The following is a 23,545-nucleotide window of genomic DNA, read 5'->3' on the forward strand; positions in this document are numbered from 1 at the left end:
CGATCGTGTAACCTGCGCATAGGTGGTAGAACTAACAGTAGCTGACGTAATAAAATCAGCTCCTAATTCTGTAGCGCCTGATGAATTTTGAATGGTATTATAAAATACATCGCCAGTCCAGCCTGTATATCCATCGCCTACAAACCAGAATTTAAAATCGTATGTATTATCGGCAGTAAGATCAAACCCGGGTGTCCAAATATATTCATTTGTGGCAATATCCGGGTCGTAAATATAATAAGCAGATGATCGGGGGTTGTTATATGACTGGCTTGTTGCGGTTCCAGAAGTCCATCCACCATTTTCTTTATCCCAACAAGAGGGATATATATCTGGTCCTGCAGAAGTCATTGCATCAAAATTTTCTGACCATGGAAATGATGATATTGCAGCACATCCCGGAGTATAGGTGATTCGAATATTTGGTCTGTTACTACTTGTTGTTCCGTTTCCTGTGGGAGCGCTATAATCCTGATACCAATATTCATGTTTGGTAGTTGCAGTGGAATAATAGAAATAAGGGAAAAAAGTAGAACCTCCACTACCATAATTGGTTTCAATCATAACCACTAAATTATTACTCGAATATGTAAAGGGAGTAGTTAATGTAATAGTTTGCCAGCCAATAGTATTAAATGTAACAGATGCATTATAAACTAATGAGGCTCCTGAAATCATGTTTGCCCATGTGTCAGGGGTAAATGTGGTAGAAGTAGTTGTGTTAAGATAAATTTTAACAGGTATAGCCCCGGTTGATGACCATTCAACATTATAAGCTAAAGCAGTAATAGTGCCTGTTCCACCAATTTCAGCACTGGTATAAATTGCTGCACTTCGTTCATATCCATAAGAACAACCACAAGGTTGTCTTTGATAATTTGTTCCTGAGCCTATTGTTACTACAGTAGCATAAGTTTCAACTGGAGGATTGAAAATACAGAAGAGCAGGAGGCCTATAAAAATATTGTAAAGCTTTTTCATATATTTTTGGAATTAGATTTTTAATAAAGTTCTTTGAAATTATATATGATATATTTTTTTGACCAACAATAATTAATTTGTTTTAGTTATCATGTATTAAAAATAAAAAATCTGCGGTTTAAAATCAATTCGTGAATGCCTCTATTTTTATTTAAGTATATATACGTATGCTTATACAAATTATTAATTAAAAAAGATGTTGTAAAAAATACAGATTGAAAAATATAAAAGAAATAATAATAAATAAGTTTTGAAAACATATATATTATGTTTAACGAATAACATACAAAGTTAATAAATTATTTTATACAATAAAAAGCGAAAAATCAATAATATTAATGATAACCCGTTGTGCTATTAATATGCAAGAGCAAATTTTAAATGATTAATAGGTTTATTATTTAGAACATTAATGTATTTTAACATAGTAACAGAAGCGACTTTAGAAAGGATACGAATAGCAAGCCCTGCAAAAGATTTAGCATAATTGCGTTTTAACATGAATTGATCGCAGAGCTGAGAAAAAATCGTTTCGATTCTTTTTCGAAATCGTTTAAATATAAAAGGAAAATGTTCTTTGACATGCTGGTTTTTTCGATTAGGAGTTGCCAGGTTAATATTGCAATAGGTGAAAAGATCAAGTTGATGAGTCTTTGACAGATAACCTTTATCCCCTAACAAAACGCAATTATTTAATCCAGAATATTTGACTTCGGATAAGTAATGAACATCATTAACGCTGGCTTTTGTCATATCCATACTTTGAAAAACGCCTCTGACAGAAGTTATCAAATGCAATTTGTATCCATAGTAATATGATTTGCTTACAGCCGAAAATCCTTTATCTGGTGCGTTTTCAAAAACTTCTTTACAAACCTTGCTTCGTTTCTCACGAGCAATCTGACACACAGGGACAGGAATAGAATCAACAATGTAAGCGTTTTCATTCTCGTTCAAATTATCTGCGATACTTTGATTGAGTTTCTGAATAAATGGATAGAGAATTTTTCTTCTACGATTAAAACGACTACGTTCTATTAACGCTGGGAAACAGGTACTATCGTCAGACTTTAATTTTTTCCAAAAATAATTTTCACTGTCAATTCCAATAGATTCACCAGTTAAAGAAAGTGCGATGATTTCGCAATCACTCATCTTTGGGGGATTTGGGTATGATTTGAAATTACCGCAATCATTAGCAATATCAATAAAAAACGATTTTGTTATTGATAAAAATTTGTCGAAATTTGTTTTGAGGTTGTGCATAGATGAATTTTGAAAGATTAATCTAATATACTGATATACAGTATATTGCACAACATTATTTTTTATTTTTATGAACAACTTATTAAACATTTTCAATAGCACAACGGGTTAATAATAATCAATTTCAAATGTTAAAATCGAATATAACTTATAAAATGATTGAGATAAAAATATATTTATTGATAACATAAAAAGGGCTGACATTTTTCTAATATGCCAGCCCTTTTTATTAAAAATAAGGGTTTGTTACATAACGTTATTTTCCTGCAACATTAACACTTCCCTTTAGTTCGGTGATATTTTCATTTTTGTCGTATAGTTTAATTATATAAAAATAAGTACCTGCGGCAACAAGCTTACCCTCGTATTTTCCGTCCCATCCATCCTTACCTTCAAATAAAGATTGTCCCCACCTGTTAATGATGGTTAAATCCAAACCTTTAGCGAATAAATCATTTATGCCATCGCCATCAGGAGTAAATGCATTAGGTATCGATTTTATTTTAATAATTAATGAATCCGTTGCTGATAAGCATCCTCCTTCTTCTGCTATCACATAAATAGTTTGTGTTCCTGTTAATGTACTAGTTTCATAAACATTCGACGGGCTATTTTGTTCTAAATTACCATCAACATAGAATTGATACGTATCGTAACCATCGGGATTAGCAGTAATGATGATATTATTTCCTATATAGCCAAAATCAGTTGTCAGGTCGCTGCTCAACGAAGTTACTACAGGAATATCCACAACAGTAATTGTAACCTGGTCACTTGCAGTACAACCATTACTATCGGTTATGGTCAAATAGTAAGTAGTAGTTGATGATGGTGTAGAGGTTGGATTCGAAATGTTTGTAGCGCTTAATCCTGTTGAAGGATTCCATAAATATTCATATGAAGTTCCAATGTTTGCATTAAGTACAGCTGATGAACCAGCACAAATAGAAGTATCATCTCCTGCATCAATTGGCGGATTGCTGAAAACAGTAATATTTGCAAAGCCATTCATTGTATCTTTACAATCGGTTGCAATGTTTGTAGCAATTATAATATAATCTCCTGAGAGTTGATTTCCGAAACTTATTGGACTACCTGTTCCTGCTACATGTATTCCTGTTGAAACTCCATTTAAATATAACATATAATCAACTCCCGGATCGGAATCGCTTAATAATACTGTTATTCCAGTACCTCCTGTACAATATTGAGTAGTGCCTGATGGATTTATATCATAAGGGTTGGGTAATGGGTTTATAGTAATTGTGGAGCTTCCGGTCATATTATTCTGACAAGTTGTAATTGTATCTGTAGCAATGACTATATATGTACCGGCAGGTTGAATACCAAAACTAATTGTATCGCCTGTTCCCATAAGTGTTTCGCCAGTTGGAATGCCGTTAACAAATAAAACATACTGAACATTTAGCTGTGAACCGTCAAGTCCAATTTCAACGCCACTATCCGATGCGCAATATTGAGCATTTGTTGGGAATAAGTTAAATTTTTCGGGAAGCGGGTTAACAATAATAGTTGCTTCGCCATTCATGGTATCTGAACAATGTGTGTTTGGCGAAACATATTCTGCAATCACCGTGTAAGTTCCGGCAGGTTGTTCCGGGAAAGAAATAGCACTGCCTGTACCAGAAATGACAATATTGGTATTATTGCCATTCAGGTATAATGTATAGTTTACACCTACCTGTGAACCGCTAAGTTGTAATGCAACACCGGGATATGATGCACAATACTCTCCATTTCCTGCTGCTGTTAAATCATATGCAATTGGAAGCGGGTTAACAGTAACAGTTGCAATACCACTCATTGTGTCTGTGCAGAGTGTTGTGTGAGAAATATCTGTTGCAACTATCATATAAACACCTGCGGGTTGATTATTGAAATTAATTGCAGAGCCAGTCCCTAATGTATCAATGTTAGTTGGGGAGCCATTTAAATATAAAGTATAATTAACGCCTAATTGCGAACCACTAAGTGTTAATGTAACTCCTGATCCAGATGCGCAATATGAGCCGCTTCCTGATAAATTATATATAGTAGGTAATGGATTAACAACTACATTAGCAATTCCATTCATGGTATCAACACAATGGGTTAAAGTATCTGTAGCAATTATAGTATAATTACCAGTGGGTTGATCCGGGAAATTTATTGCTGATCCTGTTCCAAGCGTATCAATATTTGTAGGTGCACCATTTAAATATAAAGTATAATTAACGCCTAATTGCGAACCACTAAGTGTTAATGTAACTCCTGATCCTGATAAACAATATTCCCCACTGCCAGATAAATTATATGTTACAGGAAGTGGATTAACAATAATGTTAGCGAATCCATTCATGGTATCAGTACAATGAGTAATAGTATTGGTAGCAATAATTAAATATGTTCCGGCTGTCTGATACCCGAAACTGATTACTGAACCTGTTCCTGCTATGTTTAACCCTGTTGAAGTTCCATTAAAATATAATTCATATTCAACATTGATTTCAGAATTATTTAAACCTACCAATACTCCGGGTTCCGAAGCGCAATATACTCCATTATCGGATACAGTTACATTATATAAAATCGGTAATGGATTAACAATAATTGTAATAGAATCAGAAATGGTATTATAACCGTCATCAGCAGTTACAATATAAGTTGTAGTATCAAGAGGATGAACCATCGGGCTCTGTGTAGAATCAACAAATCCTGATGGGTTTGACAACCAAGAATAAGTATACACCCCGCTACCTCCATCTGCAATAGCATTTAGTAAAGTTGAATCGCCATAGCATATTGCATTTGGTGATGCATTTAATGCTATTATATTTATTGGATGTCCGACAACTGTAATAACAACATCATCTGTTCCAATACAACCTGTAGCTTTATCAATTACAGTTAAGGTAAAAGTTGTTGTTGCATTTAAATTTGTTGTTAATGGATTGGTGATATTGGCATTAATAACGCTATCAGCAGGTGTCCAGAAGTATAAATAGTTTCCGCTTCCACCTGTTGCTGAGCCATTCAAAGTAGTAGTTGTCCCGTAGGGTATCGTTATATCTGTTCCTGCATTAACAACAGGATTAGGGTTGATAGTAATTGTTGCGGTACCCGTCATTGTGTTTACGCAATGGGTTGCTGTATCAGTTGCTATAACAGTATATACGCCGGCGTTAGTTTGATTCTCGAAACACAGGAATGAATCATTCCCCATAAGCGGAGTTCCTATGTTTACCCCATTGAATTGAAGTTGATAACTTATCCCGATATCAGAAAAACTTAAACATACATCTAATCCTGTACCTCCTGCACAATACGAACCACTTCCTGATACAATATATGCTATTGGCAATGGATTTACAATTACCATAACAGAATCGTAAGCGTTATTCCATCCATCATTAGCAGTAACTATATAAGTTGTAGTAGTGTCAGGGTGAACAAAAGGACTTTGTGTGGAGTCAACAAATCCTGTAGGGTTGGATAACCATGAATAGGTATACGTGCCACTACCACCGCTGGCAAATGCTGCTATTTGAGCAGAATCACCAAAACATATTTCATTTGGTGTGGCTGAAACAGAGCTTACCGTTAACGGACCTCCTGTTATTGTAACAACAACCTGGTCGCTGCTTGTGCATCCTTTTATATCTGCGACATTTAAAGTAAATACAGTTGTAAAGTTAAGATTTGTGGTAACCGGATTTTGGATATTAGGATCGACAAGACTGTCAGTTGGAGTCCATGAGTATGTATATGGAACACTCCCATTGGTTGCGGAACCACTAAGAGTTGTATTTGTTCCATTTGGAATTGAAAAATCAAGACCTGCATTAGCTACAGGTAACGGATTTATTACAATAACTGCATTGCCAGTCATATTGTTCTGACATGATGTTGTTGTATTTGTTGCAATAACAGTATATGTTCCTGCTGCTGTCTGATTAGGGAAACATAAGGCGGAACCGGTTCCTGCAATGGGAAGACCTGTATTTGCTCCATTGTACTGCAATTGATAACTTATCCCATTTTGAGAACTGCTTATGCAGATAGGTAATCCTATTCCGCCGGAACAATATTCTCCACCTCCGGTAACATTATATGCAATAGGTAATGGGTTTATTGTAATAGTCATGTTATCGCTTACTGCACTACAAGGTCCTGATGGGTCATTTGTAGTTAACGTAAGTGTAACTGTGCCTGCATTGATTTCAGCTGTAGAAGGAGTATAAATGGCATTTAATGTTGAAGCATTTGGATTAAAGTTTCCTGTGCCACCGCTCCAGGTACCACTTGATGCTGCACCTCCAACACTTCCGGCAAGAGTAACTGTATATCCTGCACAAATAGTTTGGTTAGCACTGGCTTCAACGGTTGGTATAGGATTGATAGTAATTGTCATATTATCGCTTAATGCAGTACATGGGCCAGATGGGTCATTAGTAGTTAAGGTAAGAGTAACTGTACCTGCATTTGCTTCAGCTGTAGAAGGAGTATAAACAGCATTTAATGTGTTGGCATTTGGATTAAAACTACCCGTTCCACCGCTCCATGTAGCACTTGTTGCAGCACCACCTATAGTACCAGCAAGAGTTACCGTAGAACCTTTGCAGATAGTTTGGTTGTCGCCGGCATCAATAGTAGGTACAGGGTATATTATTATTTTAACATTATCGTATACAGCCGGGCATGGTCCGGTAGGATCGTTAGTGGTTAATGTCAAAGTAACTGTTCCTGCTGTTATTTCTGCCGCAGATGGAGTATAAACAGCATTAAGAGTAGTATTATTCGGATTATATGTGCCGGTCCCGCCACTCCATGTTGCACTTGAAGCTCCTCCGCCAATGCTTCCTGTAAGAGTTGCAGTAGCGCTCGCGCAGATTGTTATATCGCTACCTGCATTTACTGTTGCAGGAGGATTTACAGTAACCAAAACATTTACACAGCTTGTAGTATTACATGTTCCTTCAGCCCTTACATAATATGTAGTACTGGTAGTAGGTGAAACGGAAATTGATGAACCTGTTCCTACTGCTGTTCCTCCACAGCTACTGCTGTACCAGTGCCATGTTGCACCAGTACCTAAAGAACCACCAACAACAGCTAATGTAGTACTTTCTCCATTACATATAGTGGAAGGTGTGGCAGTTGCCGAAGTTGGTATACTTGAAAATGTATTTACTGTAATTCGTACTGTATCCCTTGCTACATTTTCACATGAATCTCTTACAAGCAGATAATAATAAGTAGTTGAAGTCGGTGATACAGTAATATTTTGAGTATGAACAGTTGCCATTCCTCCTGATGATGACCATGAGTATTGGTAGTAATTTCCGGCTGTAACTACACCATGTAAAGTAACAGAAGCTCCATTACAAATTGATTGGTCAGCTTCCTGGATATGTGCGGAAACTCCAACAAAATCATGAAGGAATATAGTGTCTTTTATAATATCAGGATTGCAAGGGCATCCACCCGCAGTAACAGTAATAATAATTGATTCAATTCCTTCGGTTACTCCGTCACTATTGGTATATAAAGGAATCGTAACGGAATTTACACCTATAGGTATAGTAACAGGATTCTGTGGCGCTGTATAATCAGTTCCAGATGTTGTTGTACCTCCCATAGAATAGCTTACATTAATTGGAGCAGAGGTATCAACAGTATCTGTACGGGTGAATGTGATACTAGAAGTACATCCTTCGTAACTATGTTTAGTACCGGTTGGATTGGCAACACTCATAGCAACACCACTTCCTGAAGAGAAACTGTTGGCTTCAAGAAATACCCAGCTATCATAAATTCCATCGCTAACGTCAGCAACAACTAATTTTATATGATACCATTTACAAGGTGTTACCGCAGCTGTAGCAGTAAGCACAGTGGTTAATCCATCACATTCTATTTTGTATGGGTATGAACCTGAAACAGTACATGCATTATCACGGAAATAAGAAGGATTAGTTCCTGGACCAGGCCCACATCCTGAATCTGCATGTCCGTGATTAACATTATTAATAGTTACTGGTGTAGATGTTCCCGGAATTAATGCAATGTTTTTACTATTATAATTTTCGGGTCCACCGGTAAGGAAGAAGCCAAAAGCATCATTATATGTGCTTCCTACCCATTCATTATATTCTTCTGAGGCAAAAGTGTATCTAAAAGAAACAGTATTACTTGATGGTTTAAAATAAAATTCAAGTACTGCAGCATCTTCTGAATCGTAACCAGAAATAGCATTAATAGTTGCATCCCCATCACCACCATAATCTATACCATTATTTGTATATGAATTAGGTCCTTCCGCATCTTTAGCATTTCCTGATGATAAAACTATTCCGCTATGGTAACCTATTGTTGAACTTCCTCCCTGGAAGTATCCAATTTGCCTTGAATTTCCTGTAAATTTAACTAAAGAATCTTCGAGACAACCGGAAATCAGGTAATGTTCAACCATGTAAGAAGCAGTATAAGAAGTATTGTTTACAGTTAAATCAGTTATAGAACTTGTTGTAAATCTTTTGATGGTACAACTGCTGCTTTCACCGGCAGCATTTACTGAAGTAACTTTCCAGTAATAAGTTGTACCTGCAGTCATACCGGTAGGTGAATATGTAAGAGCAGTTCCAACATTAGCTACAAAAGGAGGGTTACTACTTGTGCCAAAATATACATTGTAAGAAACAACAGCACCACCGGTTGTGGGTGCAGTCCAGTTAAGTGATGCAGCTGTACCGATATTTGTTGCTCCATTTGATGGGCTGTTTAGTGTTGGGCAGTTTGGTAATGTTATAGGTGAACATGTAACATTTATGGTAAAATCACCTGTGGCTGTTCCTGTTCCGTGAACAAAGAAATAATATGTTGTTCCATTTACAGATGTAAAAGTGATAGAAGGGTCATTATCTCCGCATATGGTATAATCATCATCTTCTCCTGTAATACAAGACAGCGATGCACAAGTCCCGGAGTAGATACTTAATTTTGTGTCCAGGGCAGAACCGCAAAGACTTACAGTAACATCATTTGCTCCTGTTGAAGTATATTTATACCAAACTCCGGGAGCAGTAATTGTTGTTCCGCAGGTAGCTGTAGGGTCACCAGTTGAAGTAGCAGCAGTTGTAGTTCCCGGTGTAGATGAGTTACAACTTAAAGCAATTGCTCCTGAGCATTGATCATTTGCAGGAATAACAGGACATGGATTTGTAGTAAAAGTAGCAGAAGTAGTATAATCAGAAGTGGTACCATTACAGCTTGATGAGGCATATACCCTTAAATAATAAGTAGTATTACAGAGTAGCGTTGAAACAGTAGCTGAAGTTCCATTAGTATATCCATGTGTAGTAACACTATTATAATCTACTGTAGGACTGGTACCAACTACCCAGTAATAAGTAATTGTAGCGCTACCAGTTGGTGAACCGGCAGCCCATGATAAGTTAGCAGTAGTAAGTCCTGTTGCTGTGCCTGTTACATTTATAGGAGCTCCGGGCGTAACGCATGAACCAGCCTGAACATTTATGGAATAGTCTTCTACTTCACCATAATTTGTGGTACCACAAGGGTCTAGTGTTCCTGTATAAGTAATTCTAACTCTCATTCTTGTAGTTCCTAATGTTGAACTTGCAGGAGGAGCTACAGTAGCAGTATATTGTCCGGCTCCCGGAGTACCTAAAACGGTAACGGTTTCATTGGGGTCCCCAAAATCACCATCCTGGTTCCAGTCAATCCAGATACCACACTGGTCGCTTACTCCGCCACTGCCATTAGTAACAACAATAGAATAATTACTGCCAATACTCATATTAGTAGATTGTGCAGTATAATCAGTATAACCACCGCTGGTGCATACTGTAGAGTTATCAATTGTCCCTAATTGGACTCTCGAAATATATTCCTGACAAGTGGTTGCACTTGCATCACAATAACAAGGAACTGAAGTTGTCGAAAAATTATTAGGATTATTTGTTGTACTTGTTGTATTGTATTTTGTATTAGTTGTTGCACAATTGTATTCACAAACTTGTACCCTGTATGCAGTACTTGCAGTTAATCCTGTAACTGAAACACTGGTGCCTCCTCCATTGTAAATACAGTACCATCCTGATGTTCCAATTTGTGTTCCGCTTCCAAAAGCAGTATTTGCCGTATATGTAGTTCCATTAATAGGAGCCGCAGTTCCTGTTGACCCCTGGTACATAAATACAGCGCAGTTACTGCCATTTCCTCTGGTCCAGCTTATGGTAGCTTCACTCGCGCAAATATCACTGGAGGTGATGTTCGTTGCTTGAGTAGTAGGAACGGCGCAATTATCATATGTAATTTGAATATTTGGTCTGTATGAGTTTACTGTTCCATTACCTGTGGGCGCACTTGTATTCTGATACCAAATTTCATGTTTCGATGTTGAAGAAGTATATCTGAAATAGGGATATGAAGTTGATCCTGTTCCACCATAATTAGTTTCAATACAAACCATTAAATTATCTCCAGTATAGTTGAACGGTGTAGTTAATGTAATAGTTTTCCACCCGGTGCTGGTAAAACTAAGCGTACCGCTGTATACAGTAGTAGCACCAGATATCATGTTTGCCCAGGTTCCTGCTGTTTGTATAGATGATGTGGTTGTTTTTAAATAGATAACCACTGAAGCAGATGATGTTTGAGAAGCTTCAACATTAAATCCAAGCGATGTGATACTTCCTGTACCTCCTATTTCCGTACTTGTATATATTGCCGAGCTTCTTTCATATCCATAATACATTCCAAATGGCTGTCTTTGATAAGAAGTTCCTGTACCTATTGTTACAGTGGTGGCATTAACTTCATTAAATAAAGAGATAATGCAAAAAATAGCAATACCAAATAAATACTTGTAGAGGTTTTTCATATTGATAATTTTATTTTTTAATTACAATTGTACTTTTAATATTTAATACGAAAAATTATTTAAATACGTTACTTCGTTTTTATAATATTAAAACTATAAAACGTAAATATTAACTTTGAATAAGATTATTGATTTTTGTTAGTGTTAAATTTACCATCATTAAGAATTATACCTTCTTTGGTAATTTCTTCATCAGATATTTCTTTAATCGATACCTGTTCAGCAACTTGTCCAATTCTTGATAATCTTTTATTTATATCTTCTAATGTAACTTTACTTTCTGCGATAATTACGCAAAGTCCGGTAGAGAAGCTGGTTTTTGAAGAATAAATATTTTCACATTGAATTAATATCCTGTCAACAGAAGGCGCATCAACTTCTTTCTGAATAGTAGTAATCTTTAGTACAATTTTATTTTTTTGTTTAGAAGATACATTTTGTGTTTGTCCGAAACATAAATTTGCAAACATGAAAAGTGCAAATAAAATTGATGTTGTTCTCATAGGTAAAAGGATTATAAGTTTTGTAGTTTATGAAAATTCTTAAATGAAAAGATTATAACAGCCATAGCTATTTAAAAAAAACACGCAAATATAAGAATTTAAATTCTTATAAAAAAGCATGTTAGCAATTTTGTTAATATTTTTAATATTAATAATATGTTTATTAATCGAAATTTTTAATATGAAAATTATTTGTTTTAACAAAAAAATATATATAAAAGTATTGTAAATGAGATATTTATATCTGTGATTGTTTTTTTAGTCTATATTATAAACAAATATGGAATAAAAATAACCTTATTAATAATTTTATTAAGTTTTTTTATGGCAGGTATTATTCAATTAAAAAAACTTTATCTGTTTTGAATTTATACTCGTTCTTTTCAGGTTTGCAAAAGCAAAACTGTTTAGAACGAGTAATACCGTACAGAAAACAAAAAATATTTTTGCAAACCTCTTTTCTGTCGGTATAAGAACCATATTCCGGCTGGGTTTCTGAAATCTTCATGCTTTTGTTTTCACAATGACCCAAATTATTGTTTTCATTAATTTTAATCGATCTCTTAATTTTTGGTGTAATATAAAGATATAAGTATATGTTAATTTTTTTTGTAGTCTGGATTTTTTTTTCATCTTTGCATTCCTTTTTTTAAAAATCAAGGTGGATTTTATCAAAAATAAAATCCATTTTTTATCATAAAATACTCATTATTAACTAAAAAATGAAAAGATGAAAAAATTAATTACAATTTCACTAATTTGCTTCTTTATGCTTGCTTATAATGCAACTAAAGCGCAAATTTTTACCAGCGATTTCGAAACATGGACTGGTAATGTACCGGCCAACTGGGCAGTAGCAACTACAGTATCAAATCTTGAAGCCGACAGCGTTATCCCATACGCTACTAGTGTTCATTCCGGAGATTCTGCTTGCAGACTTGTAAACAGGCAAGGTACTTCTTCTCATAAAAGATTTACAACTCAAGCTGTTTCTGTTACTTCAGGAACAACATATGCTATTAATTTTTGGGTAAGAGGTCATGGAAGTATTAGAACAGCATTATATTCGGGATCTGCTTATGGAACGTATAACGCATGGATTAATGTGAACTCAACTAGCTGGGCTTTACAAACACAAAGCGTAACTGCTACTACCACTTCTAGTACAGCTCAATTTATTTTCTCTATAGCATCAACATTTGCTGATATGGATGACATTCAAATTGATGATGTTACTATCGGTGTAGCAGTTATTGATACAGTTTCAATTCATGATATTCAGTATACAACAGCAATACCTGCAAATTCTCCATATAATAATCAAACAGTTTATACTGGAGGTATTGTAACAGCTAAATATAAATCAGGATATTTTATTCAAAATGGCAGTGGATCATGGAATGGACTTTTTGTTTATGATGCTACTAATGCAGCAAGTGTTACCCGGGGAGATTCTGTTATAATTAAAGGAATTGTTACAGAATATAATAATCTTACTGAAATGAAAACGATAACCAGCTTTACAAAAGTAAATTCAGGTAATGCTGAACCTGCACCTTATGTAGTTACAGGAGCCAATTCAAATAATGAAGAATTCGAAAGTGTATTGGTTACAATACTAAATGCTAATTGTCTGACAACAGCTGATACTAATGGTGTTTGGCTTGTTTATGATACAGATACTACTTATATCGATTCTCTGATATATATTTATTCTCCTGTTATTGGGACTACTTATGATATTACCGGGGTGAATTATTATATCAAAGGAGCATATTCATATGTAAGCGGGAAACTTGCAATTGAGCCAAGAGATGTTAATGATATTTCAATTCATACTGGTATAAATGAAATTGAAAATGACAATATAAATATTTATCCTAATCCCGTTTCTGATATTCTTTATGTAAATAATTTAATTGGTACAGAAAAAATACAAATTATTAATATTCTTGGCGAAACAATAAAAGATGTTAAAGCCTCGGGAACTAAAGAAACAATCAACGTTAGTGATTTGTCTAAAGGTATATATATTCTTAATATCAATAATAATGGTAGAAATTTATCTAAGAAAATTTCTATTGAATAAATATTGAATTAATAAATTTTAAAAGCAGCTATCAAATAGCTGCTTTTTTTTATTTTTGCTCAAATTGCTGAAATGAAAAAAAATATTTTTTATTTTTTGTTGTTATTTTGTAGCACAAACGTATTCGTTAATATTTATGCTCAGAAAGATAAACCTTTAAGAGTTGAAATCACTGCAAAATACAATTCCGATTCATACAAAATAATTCCATTTGGCGAAAAAGGTGTAATGCTTTTTTATTTAGGAAATGACGATAATAAACGTCAGGATCCCGGTAAATGGTATTTTACATTATATAATACCAATTTTTCCGAGTTATGGACTAAGGAGCAGATTGTTCCTAAAGATATGCAGTTTATGTTTTTTGATTATTCTGAAAGATACCTGTACTTATATTTTGAAAACAATAACAGTTCATATTCCAATGGCAATATTGAAATTTTAAAAATTGATATTGATAGCGCTAATGTTAAAACGTATAATACTGTTATAAATGAACGGGCAAAAGTAACGTCATTCAAAGTACACGATGATGTGGTTATGCTTACAGGTTATACCCTTCCGAGTCGTGGTAAATCATGCTTGCAGGGATGTATTTCACTTACATTCATTCCGGGGATTTTTGGTTATACTGTTTTCCATTATAGCCCATTTATTTTAACTTATAATTTGAATAACGGAGCTTCAAAAATTATTCGTGATGATTTTAAAGGACATGCTTATGCAGATGATTTATCATTCGATGATAAGAGCGGAACATTTGATATTACAATTAAAAATCATATTCCGCGAAAAACAAACGCCATGTATATTGATGAATTCAGTGCAGACGGATTAAAAACAAATTCATTGAAACTGGTTACCAATGATGATCAACGTAAATTGAATACATGCCGTATTATTTCATTAAATGAAAATGAAAAAATTCTTATAGGTACCTATAATAATGCAACTAAAGGAAATAAAGCAAACCCTGCATTTGCAGGCTTTTCAGAAGGTGCATCCGGAATATTTTTTAACAGGATTTATAATGGGCAACAAAGCGATATCAAATTTTATAATTTTTCAAAGTTTAAAAATTTCTATTCGTACATCAGCGAACAACGCGCTTTAAACATTATGAAAAAAGCAAAGAAAATGGAAATGAAAGGAAAAGAACTTTCATTCAATTATAAATTGCTGATGCATGATATTATTAAAAAAGATTCAGATTATATTATGGTTGCTGAGGCTTATTATCCCGAATACCATACAATCACTTATACCAGCTTTGATATGTACGGGCATCCGATTACAACATCATATACTATTTTTGACGGCTATCGTTATACCAATGCAATAATTGCTTGTTTTAACAGTGATGGAGAATTATTGTGGGATAACAGTTTTGAGATATGGAATATTTTAACTTTTAACTTAAAGGAAAGAGTGAACGTAATGTTTGATGGTGATGATATTTTACTTACTTATAGCAACAATGGGAATATTGCTTCAAAAATTATTCATGGAAGCGAAGTGGTGGAGGGCAAGCAGTACACTCAAATAGAAAGCACATATACGAATGATAAACTTATTTCTGATTACAACAGTGATATGGAATACTGGTATGGTAATTATTTTATTTCTTATGGATATCAGAAAATTAAAAATGTTCAGCAAAACAAAGGGAAACGCACGGTTTTTTATTTTAATAAAATAGCATTTCAATAATTGAAGATGAAACAGGAATCAGAAAAAAACTTCAGGCAATCACTTGGCTTTTTCGATTCTACAATGCTGGTTGTAGGTTCGATGATAGGTTCAGGGATTTTTATAGTAAGCGCTGATATATCACGGACATTAGGTTCTCCAATGTATATGCTGTTAACATGGATTGTAACAGGAGTGATAACAATTATTGCTGCTCTTAGTTATGGGGAACTTGCAGCCATGATGCCGAGAGCAGGCGGGCAATATGTTTACCTGAAAGAATCATACAACCCGATGGTTGGTTTTTTATATGGATGGACTTTGTTCATGATCATTCAAACAGGTACGATTGCTGCGGTTGCAGTAGCATTTGCAAAATTTACCGGTGTACTATTACCTGTTTTCAGTGAGAAAAATATTTTACTTGAAATAAATAATTATAAAATATCAGCAGCACAACTACTGGCTATTTTAAGTTTAGTAATACTTACATTTATAAATTATTTCGGAATTAAAAATGGGAAAATAATGCAGATTACTTTTACCATTACGAAAATTCTGGCACTTGCCGGAATTATCATTGCCGGTCTTGTTGTGGCTACCGGAAGTGGTTTCTGGGCAGGTAACTTCAGCGATATGTGGAGCGCATCCAAAACAGTAATGGAAGAAGGGAAAATTGTTGATATATATAAATTAGGTGGTTTGGGATTGCTTACTGCATTTGGTGTTTCAATGGTTGGCAGCTTGTTTTCGAGCGATGCATGGAACAATGTAACTTTTATTGCAGGTGAAATAAAAAATCCAAAACGCAATATTCCGCTCAGCCTTTTCTGGGGAGTACTTATTGTAACTGCAATTTATTTATTATGCAATATTGCTTATCTGAGTCTATTGCCGATGAACGGAAATCCTGAAGCTGCCGATGTTGTGGGCAGAGGGATAAAATTTGCAACAAGCGACAGGGTGGGGGTTGCAGCGGCTTCACAAATTTTTGGAGAGTCGGCAGCAATAATAATGGCGGTGCTTATCATGATTTCAACTTTTGGCTGTAATAATGGGTTGATACTTTCAGGTGCGCGTGTTTATTATGCAATGGCTAATGACGGATTATTTTTTAAAGGTGTTTCTAAATTAAATAAATATGCTGTACCCGGTGTTGCCCTTATATTCCAATGTATTTGGGCTAGTGTATTATGTTTGTCTGGCAAGTATGGCGATTTGCTCGACTATGTAATTTCAGCAGTTTTGATTTTTTATATACTTACAATTGCAGGTGTTTTTATTTTAAGAAAAAAGAGACCCGATGCAGAAAGGCCATACAAAGCATTTGGATATCCTGTATTACCTGCAATTTATATTGTTATTGCACTTGCAATTTGCATCGACCTTTTAATTTATAAAAGAGATTATTGTTTGCCCGGATTTATGATCGTGCTTGCCGGAATCCCTATTTATTATTTGCTTGTAAACAGGAAGCAGAAAGATACTTAGGTAATTATTTTTTTATAAATTTTCTAAAATAAATATTTTCAGGAGTTATTATTTTTATAAAATAAATTGACGGCTCAAGCATAGATATATCAATGCTTTTAGATTTATCCAAAATTCTTCCTGTCAAAATATTTTTTCCATCAATCCCTGAAATTTCATAATCAAAAACCAGCGGAATATTATTTTCATTTTCAAAATAAATATTCAGAAATTTTTCTGATGGAACAGGAAAAACAATTAATGAATTATCGTTTTTTTTTCGTCGATTGATGAAGGTGTTTGTGTTGCAGAATAAGTGTAGCCTGCATTTGAATTCTCTAACATAGTAGTGTCGACGCACATTACAGCCATTGCAACCCGGTTGTATGTTGTTCCGAAACTGTCAGCATTGAATGTCAAAGTATTATTATTATCGGGTTCCATTGTGATAATATCTTTAACATCCGAAGTGGTATTATTGAATAAAATAAAAGCGAGCCTGAATTTATAAGCGCTGTCGCCATTGAATGTAATTGAAAGCTTTCCTGAAGTTGGCGCATTGAAACGAATATAGTCAACTCCAAAAGGATTTACGTTTTGTGTTTTTATACCGGTAGGATAAGCATTGTGAATAAATGTATTTTTTGCGGAGCCAAAATTAAAATGAGAATAAGAATATTTTCCATTTTCAAAAGTTGGATTATCAATATAATTTGCAATGATCCATTGTTCAAAAGCATCTTCAAATGATTCGCTGTAGCCCAGTGAATCCAATGTTTTTCGCATTCCTTTAATTCCGTTTGCCTGTTCTTTAATTAGCATTTTAATATATTGTTCGCCTCCAAAATGTTCATACATGAATACAGTCCACATTAAAACCTGGTCGTAATTCTGAAAATAAATTAAAGGTAAATCGGGTTGGTTTACAAAATATGCACCATGCATTATATCTTGTTGTGAAATATTTTGCGTTAGATATTCAGCGGCAAATGTTGAAAAACCTTCATCAATCCATGCTTCTTCCCAATATTTAACAGGATTATTAATGGGTTCGGGTGAATGGTCTTGTTGCCAGTGAAGCATATGTCCGAATTCGTGAGCTACCAATTCGGATGCATAAGAAAATTCAGATGCTGCAAAATAGATCAGTTCATGTTCATTGCTGTGCATTCCCCAATGTGAGTATACAAAAGTATCGGGCATTTGCTGACCGGGGTCAAAATAACCAGACCAGTTAGTTTCATTGAATGCAAGAATGTATATTTTGGGATCGTTATCAAGTGCATTGGGGACAGGACCATACAGGGCCGTAAGCTCTGGAATAAATTTATTATCGAAATGATTTACCAATGTGTCGAGTTGTGCTTGCGTGGGTTGTGTGGCAGAATCTTCAACGAAGATGTAACAATACTCCGAAACTTTTTTACAAATGGCATCAATAGTTCTTTGAGGAGTTCCCCATAACGGAGGCCAGTCAACATAAGTTACCGACTGGAATTGTATGGTATCGCCTTCATTTACCTGTGAAAATAAAATTGAATTTGTAAAGATCAATAACGAAATAAAAAAAATTTTTTTCATAAAATTATATTTCTTTTGAAGTAACCATGCGGAATTCCAGTTCATCCTGGAATTTCCGGCATATTGAATTTATTTTATTTTCGATGGCGCTGATACCGCGTTTTGAAAATTCATTTTCCTGCATTTCAGAAAGTATCAGCATTTCAAATGCAGTTGAGTGCAGCCAGTCTACATCCCTCTGATACCCACATATGGCAAGGGCTCCGGTTTTATCGAGGAATTTTTTTAAATAATTTTTCCGGATGGCAAGTGTGCTGCATGAACCGAAAATAATAATGGAATTGCTGCATTTACCCGAAACAATATTTGCCAATTCATCAAGAGAATAAGAGCTTTTATCATTCAGTAAAATCTGATTTTTTTCGCCATGGAAAGCAAGGTAAAGTATAGGGAAACGCTTGTATTTGCGGAGTGTCCATTTGGTTAATAAAAATTCAATTTCTTCAGCAGTTGCACAACTGTGGTATATAAATTCGATGCCGCGATTTGAATGCAGTAACTCGAGTATTGGCCTTACGGATGTTTTTTCCCTGAGGTCGTCGTTCCATTTTCCTTCAAGGCAGTAAATCCCTTTCATTATTTTCTGATTTTACTTAACAAAGATATGATATAAAAGAAATAATTCTGGAATTGTTTATAAATTTGATTTAAAATTTCTTTGATGAATAATATTTTTGCTGATTGTGAAATTAATTTTTCTGAATTTATTCTAAAGCCTGAATATTTTGATTTTTATGATAAGCTTCATGATGAGAACCATATATATCGTGTAATGTTTCATGTGCTGAATATAGGTTCTGACTTAGGTTTCAATAGGGAAACTAAATTAGCTTTTTTTGCTGCATTTATTCATGACTTATCACGCCAACATAAAGGGAAACACATTGAACATGGCGAAATTGCTGCAAAAGAAAAGCTTCCTGTTTTTATACCATTATTTAAAAAGAATGGATTGATTGATGATGATATTCCTTTTATTCATAATGCTGTTTGCAATCACTCGCTTCCTGTTGAATTACCTGAAACACATTCACATTATAAAGTAACAGCTTTGTTAAAAGATGCTGATGCGCTTGATAAAGTGAGGAAGAGTGCAGGTGACCCAAAACTTAAATCTCTTAGATTTGAAGAAAGCAAATTACTTATAAAGCATGCAGAAAAACTATTCAAGCTTACATCAGGAGTAAAAATAAATTCTTTTGACGAAATTTTAATACTTGCAGAAAATATTAAAAAGATAGATTAGAATGGCAGATCATCCAGTTCATTTGGTTCTGGCGGTAAATCAAAGCTTGGAGGAAAATCCTGACTTCCTGAATTATTTTGTGAAGAATCATTTGCTGATATTTTTTCTACTCTCCATGCTTTAGCTTCAGTAAACCAGCGTCCTTTACTTTCGCGGCTTTCCAAGTCGAAAGATACTTTCAGGTCATCATTGGGTTTAAAAGAAAAATTTTCTGCTTTATCATTCCATAATGTAAAGCATACTTTTTTTGGAAATTTTGTTTTTGTTTCAATCACGAATTCCAGCTTTTTTAAACTACCTTTTTGAGTATCAATATTCTGTATAGGTAGTATATGTAATAGTTTTCCTTCTGTTTCCATTATAAATTGAATTTATTTTATGCTGATATTTTAATATGCTATTCGATTGTTTGAATAAATGCATCTTTATAACCCAGTTCAATTATTTTCTTTCTGTATTCAAGAGCATCTTTTTTTGATTTGAAATTTCCGGTAACATAACGTTTTAACCCGTCTTTTTTTATAATGATTTTAATGTCGCTTATTTTATTAAAGTATTCCATATTTAAATTACCACATCCTACCTGGACAGTATATGTAATGGAACTATCAATATCCGATAATTGAATTGGTGTTAATTGTAAATCTTTTTTGTTGCTATTAATATTAACGGTATCTTGTTTTATAGTAACAGGTTCGTATTGATCGGCAAGCAAAAGATAATAGGCTTTAGCTGCTTTATTTTTTATATTAGCCGAATCCTTATATGCATTTGCAATATTAATAAGTGAATCTGATTTTGCTAATAACTTATTGGCCGCATCGTAATAGTAATTAATTTGATTAATATATAATTGAGAATGCGATTTGTCAACTTCTGCTTTTAATGCTAGGATTTGTATGCTATCGAGAAAAGTACGGGCAAAGTCTTTATATATGCTCACTTTATTCAATTCAAGGGATGCTAAATGTTCATACGAGTTTGCTTCTTCCTGTAAATTCATATAGACCTGCATTTTATTTAAAGTGGAATCCTTTTCAGAAGACAAGTCCTGTGCGGAAATTCTATGATATGCCAATAGGGTAATAATTATTATAGTAAACTTTAAATAGTGCATTACAGTTATTTGATATTTACAAATATATAAATATTATTACTAAAGTAAATTTTTAGAAGAATAAAATATAATGGGTTTTTAATAATCCCAATGTTCCTTTTTCTTTGTGAGTTTTAAATCCTGTAAAACATCCGATTTCACATGTATTGATAAATCATAGCTTTTGCCATAGCCCATAGGTATCCATGAAAATTCAATGACCCAGCAATGTAAATCACGGTTTATGCCAATTTTTGCATAAGTAAGTTTGTTCGTTTTAAAATCATAATCTAATCTTGAGGTGATTTTCCATTTTTTGGAAATACTGATATCTCCATTTATTCCTATCGTTTGGACTATTTCTTTAGTAACAGAATCGCTAAATGCATCAAAGGTACTTGTATGAGAAAACGAATATGTTATTGTTGCATTCCATTGTTCTTCGAAATCTAAGTAAGCATCACGATTTTCATTAATCATATCTATTTCTTCTTTCGTGGCATTTGGACTGGTTAGTGTTTTTTTCTTTTCCTTAGAATGTAAACTCCAGTTCAGGTTTAGCATCCATTTATCATTACAGTGTCGAAGCAGCCGATGGTTTACCTTCCATTCAAAATCCTTTAGGTTGTTGCCTGATGAATCCACTATGTATGGGTCCCATAAACTGGCATAAGAAACATCCAGGTTCTTAAATAATTTTGTACGACCGGCTATTGTTACTTTTGAAAAATTCACTGAATCCTTTGCTAGGTCATATCCCCCTGAAATAATAAAATTATCAATAAGCGATATTTTTTTTGTACCAGTAATAGTATCTTTTCGGTTGCGTACTTTCATTTCGAGGTTATTTGAAATGGAAAAATTTACCATACCTGATTTGTCTTTCTGTGGTGTACCATATATATTGTTCTCAAATATGGAATAAGCTTTAGGTTTTACGGATGCATCGGTAATATAGTTTTTGTAATAGTTCCACCATTGATTGGGGGTGTATGTAAATGAAGCGGTAGGAGTAATGACATGTCTTATTGCTTTAAGCCTTTTCCCGTTGAAGTTGTACATACCAAATAATCGTGTGTTTATTGAAGAAGAAAAATTTCCATCATGTACGATATAAAATCCATTTGCTGTATCGGTTTGTAAATGCGGAAATATAGTATCGTCAGGAAGAGAAATAGTTTCATTTGCCCAATATTTCTTAATGCTTTTTGTATACCAGCGTTGAGTATAATTTATAGAGTTAGTAAGAGTAAAGTATTTAAGTAATTTAATGGAACTGCTAATAGGGATATTGTGTTTTGCTCCGTTATTTATTTCTTTTTTTATGTTTTCCAAAATATCATTTCTGAATAAAATTGTATCAATCCCGGAAATGTTGTTGGATGCATTCATTGAGTATCCAACACTTATTTTTTCAAACCATTTTTCTTTACCTACAACTTTTTTATTTCGGAAAGGATATATGGTATTCATGCTCATGGTCAATTCGGGAAGTGATAACGAAATGTTTCGCGTCTGTGTATTCTGGTTATGACGCATATTTGCAGAGAAATTAAAATTATTTCCAATTTTAGAACTATAGCTAATGTTTGAAGAAAAAGTATTTGTAAGGAAATCATTTGATGTTACATTGTTATTTTTATTATAATTACTAGAGCCTGCATTAACATTAGCTGTGAACCGGCTGTTTGGACGGGCTTTAGCGTCCTGACTGTGCATCCAGTTAATAAAAAAGTCGTTTCCTTTTCTATATGATGCCCCATCATTTACTGCAACAACATTATGAGCATAACTTAATTTATATGTACCATTGTATTTGTAAATGGTTTTATAATTGGAAGATGTTTCAATTCCCCAGCTGCCACCGGAATAAACATTGGTTTGAATAGCTAAATCCATGTGATCCCCTAATCCCAGGTAATAACCACTGCCTTTTAGAAAGAATCCTCTGTTTGCTGCATCTCCGTATGTAGGTATAAGTATACCTGATTTCTGGCCTTTTTTATTTGGAAAAAATCCAAATGGAAGCGCAAGAGGTGTAGGCATATCTTCAATGACCAGATAAGCCGGACCGGAAACGATTTTATCGTTAGGAATAACACGGGCTTTAGCAAATTTAATTTCATAATGAGGATGTTCGTCGGAGCAGGTTGTGTATTGTCCGTTTCGGATGTTTATAGAATTATCGGCAAATTTTTTAACATCTTTGCCATGAATGTAACTATCGCCTTCTTGTGTAATGATATTTGAAATCTTTCCTTTTTTACTTTTGAAATTATAGGTAAGTGTTGATGACGAAAAACTTTGTTCTCCTTGCGTAAAAATGGGTTTGCCTTTTATTTTTCCTGTTGAATCGGGCATTCCTTTTGCAAAAAGCTGGTTCGTTTTAAAAACGATTTCAACATATTCAGCATTGAGGGTGATGTCTTCATATTTGATTTCTGCATTCCCAAATAAATAAACTTTTTGGTTTTCTATATCAAAACGAATGGAATCGTCGGCTTTATAATCAACTTTTGATGAAATGGCAAAATCAGATGTACTATTGATGATGGTATCATTTTTGGTTTGCGTACTGTCTGTTTTAGGAATCGTATCCTGTGCATTGACAATACTGCCGGGAAATAAAAAGCAGATGCTTATGAAAAACAAAAATATTTGACGTTTTGAATGCAACGGAATATTACTATTTTTGTAAAACTGTTTATTAAAATAATGC

At 34.1% G+C, this 23,545-nt stretch carries 13 protein-coding genes; 4 read left to right on the top strand and 9 right to left on the bottom strand.

Annotated features, from left to right (window positions below):
* From PKK00_11485 to PKK00_11500, 4 genes are all read right to left on the bottom strand, one after another.
* Positions 1-981: hypothetical protein (locus PKK00_11485; protein HNW99021.1), on the bottom strand; the 981-nt coding region annotated here is incomplete at its 3' end.
* A 357-nt stretch (positions 982-1,338) separates the two neighbouring features.
* On the bottom strand, positions 1,339-2,136 hold the full coding sequence (locus tag PKK00_11490) for an IS982 family transposase (protein HNW99022.1): 798 nt from the start codon (positions 2,134-2,136) through the stop codon (positions 1,339-1,341).
* A 367-nt stretch (positions 2,137-2,503) separates the two neighbouring features.
* On the bottom strand, positions 2,504-11,152 hold the full coding sequence (locus PKK00_11495; protein HNW99023.1) for a choice-of-anchor L domain-containing protein: 8,649 nt from the start codon (positions 11,150-11,152) through the stop codon (positions 2,504-2,506).
* 125 nt (positions 11,153-11,277) lie between these two features.
* Positions 11,278-11,655: a hypothetical protein gene (locus PKK00_11500; protein ID HNW99024.1), complete on the bottom strand. Its 378-nt coding sequence runs from the start codon at positions 11,653-11,655 to the stop codon at positions 11,278-11,280.
* 730 nt (positions 11,656-12,385) lie between these two features.
* Between PKK00_11500 and PKK00_11505 the strand changes: the two genes are divergently transcribed.
* The 3 genes from PKK00_11505 to PKK00_11515 all read left to right on the top strand — a co-directional run bounded on the left by PKK00_11505 (position 12,386) and on the right by PKK00_11515 (position 16,924).
* Positions 12,386-13,744, top strand: a complete 1,359-nt coding sequence (locus PKK00_11505) for a T9SS type A sorting domain-containing protein (protein HNW99025.1) — start codon at positions 12,386-12,388, stop codon at positions 13,742-13,744.
* Between the two features lie 72 nt (positions 13,745-13,816).
* Entirely contained in the window at positions 13,817-15,454 is a 1,638-nt protein-coding gene (locus PKK00_11510; protein ID HNW99026.1) for a hypothetical protein, read from the top strand.
* A 6-nt stretch (positions 15,455-15,460) separates the two neighbouring features.
* Positions 15,461-16,924: an amino acid permease gene (locus PKK00_11515; protein HNW99027.1), complete on the top strand. Its 1,464-nt coding sequence runs from the start codon at positions 15,461-15,463 to the stop codon at positions 16,922-16,924.
* 237 nt (positions 16,925-17,161) lie between these two features.
* Here the strand turns inward: PKK00_11515 and PKK00_11520 are convergent, their stop codons facing one another.
* Positions 17,162-18,484 (bottom strand): hypothetical protein, encoded by a 1,323-nt coding sequence (locus tag PKK00_11520; GenBank protein ID HNW99028.1) that lies wholly within the window; start codon positions 18,482-18,484, stop codon positions 17,162-17,164.
* A gap of 4 nt (positions 18,485-18,488) precedes the next feature.
* A complete protein-coding gene (locus PKK00_11525) occupies positions 18,489-19,061 on the bottom strand; it encodes a hypothetical protein (GenBank protein ID HNW99029.1) in 573 nt (190 codons plus the stop codon).
* Positions 19,062-19,145: 84 nt separating this feature from the next.
* Between PKK00_11525 and PKK00_11530 the strand changes: the two genes are divergently transcribed.
* Complete coding sequence (locus tag PKK00_11530; GenBank protein HNW99030.1) at positions 19,146-19,730, top strand: HD domain-containing protein; 585 nt, start codon at positions 19,146-19,148, stop codon at positions 19,728-19,730.
* On the opposite strand, the gene PKK00_11535 is transcribed toward PKK00_11530, so the two are convergent.
* From PKK00_11535 to PKK00_11545, 3 genes are all read right to left on the bottom strand, one after another.
* Entirely contained in the window at positions 19,727-20,089 is a 363-nt protein-coding gene (locus PKK00_11535; GenBank protein ID HNW99031.1) for a DUF3127 domain-containing protein, read from the bottom strand. The two genes, PKK00_11530 and PKK00_11535, sit on opposite strands and share 4 nt — an antisense overlap.
* A gap of 38 nt (positions 20,090-20,127) precedes the next feature.
* Positions 20,128-20,808, bottom strand: coding sequence for a hypothetical protein (locus PKK00_11540; GenBank protein HNW99032.1), 681 nt, complete (start codon positions 20,806-20,808; stop codon positions 20,128-20,130).
* A 117-nt stretch (positions 20,809-20,925) separates the two neighbouring features.
* On the bottom strand, positions 20,926-23,478 hold the full coding sequence (locus PKK00_11545; protein ID HNW99033.1) for a putative LPS assembly protein LptD: 2,553 nt from the start codon (positions 23,476-23,478) through the stop codon (positions 20,926-20,928).
* Between the last annotated feature and the right edge of the window lie 67 nt (positions 23,479-23,545).

The organism is Bacteroidales bacterium (assembly GCA_035353855.1).
Lineage (GTDB): Bacteria > Bacteroidota > Bacteroidia > Bacteroidales > CG2-30-32-10 > DAOQAK01.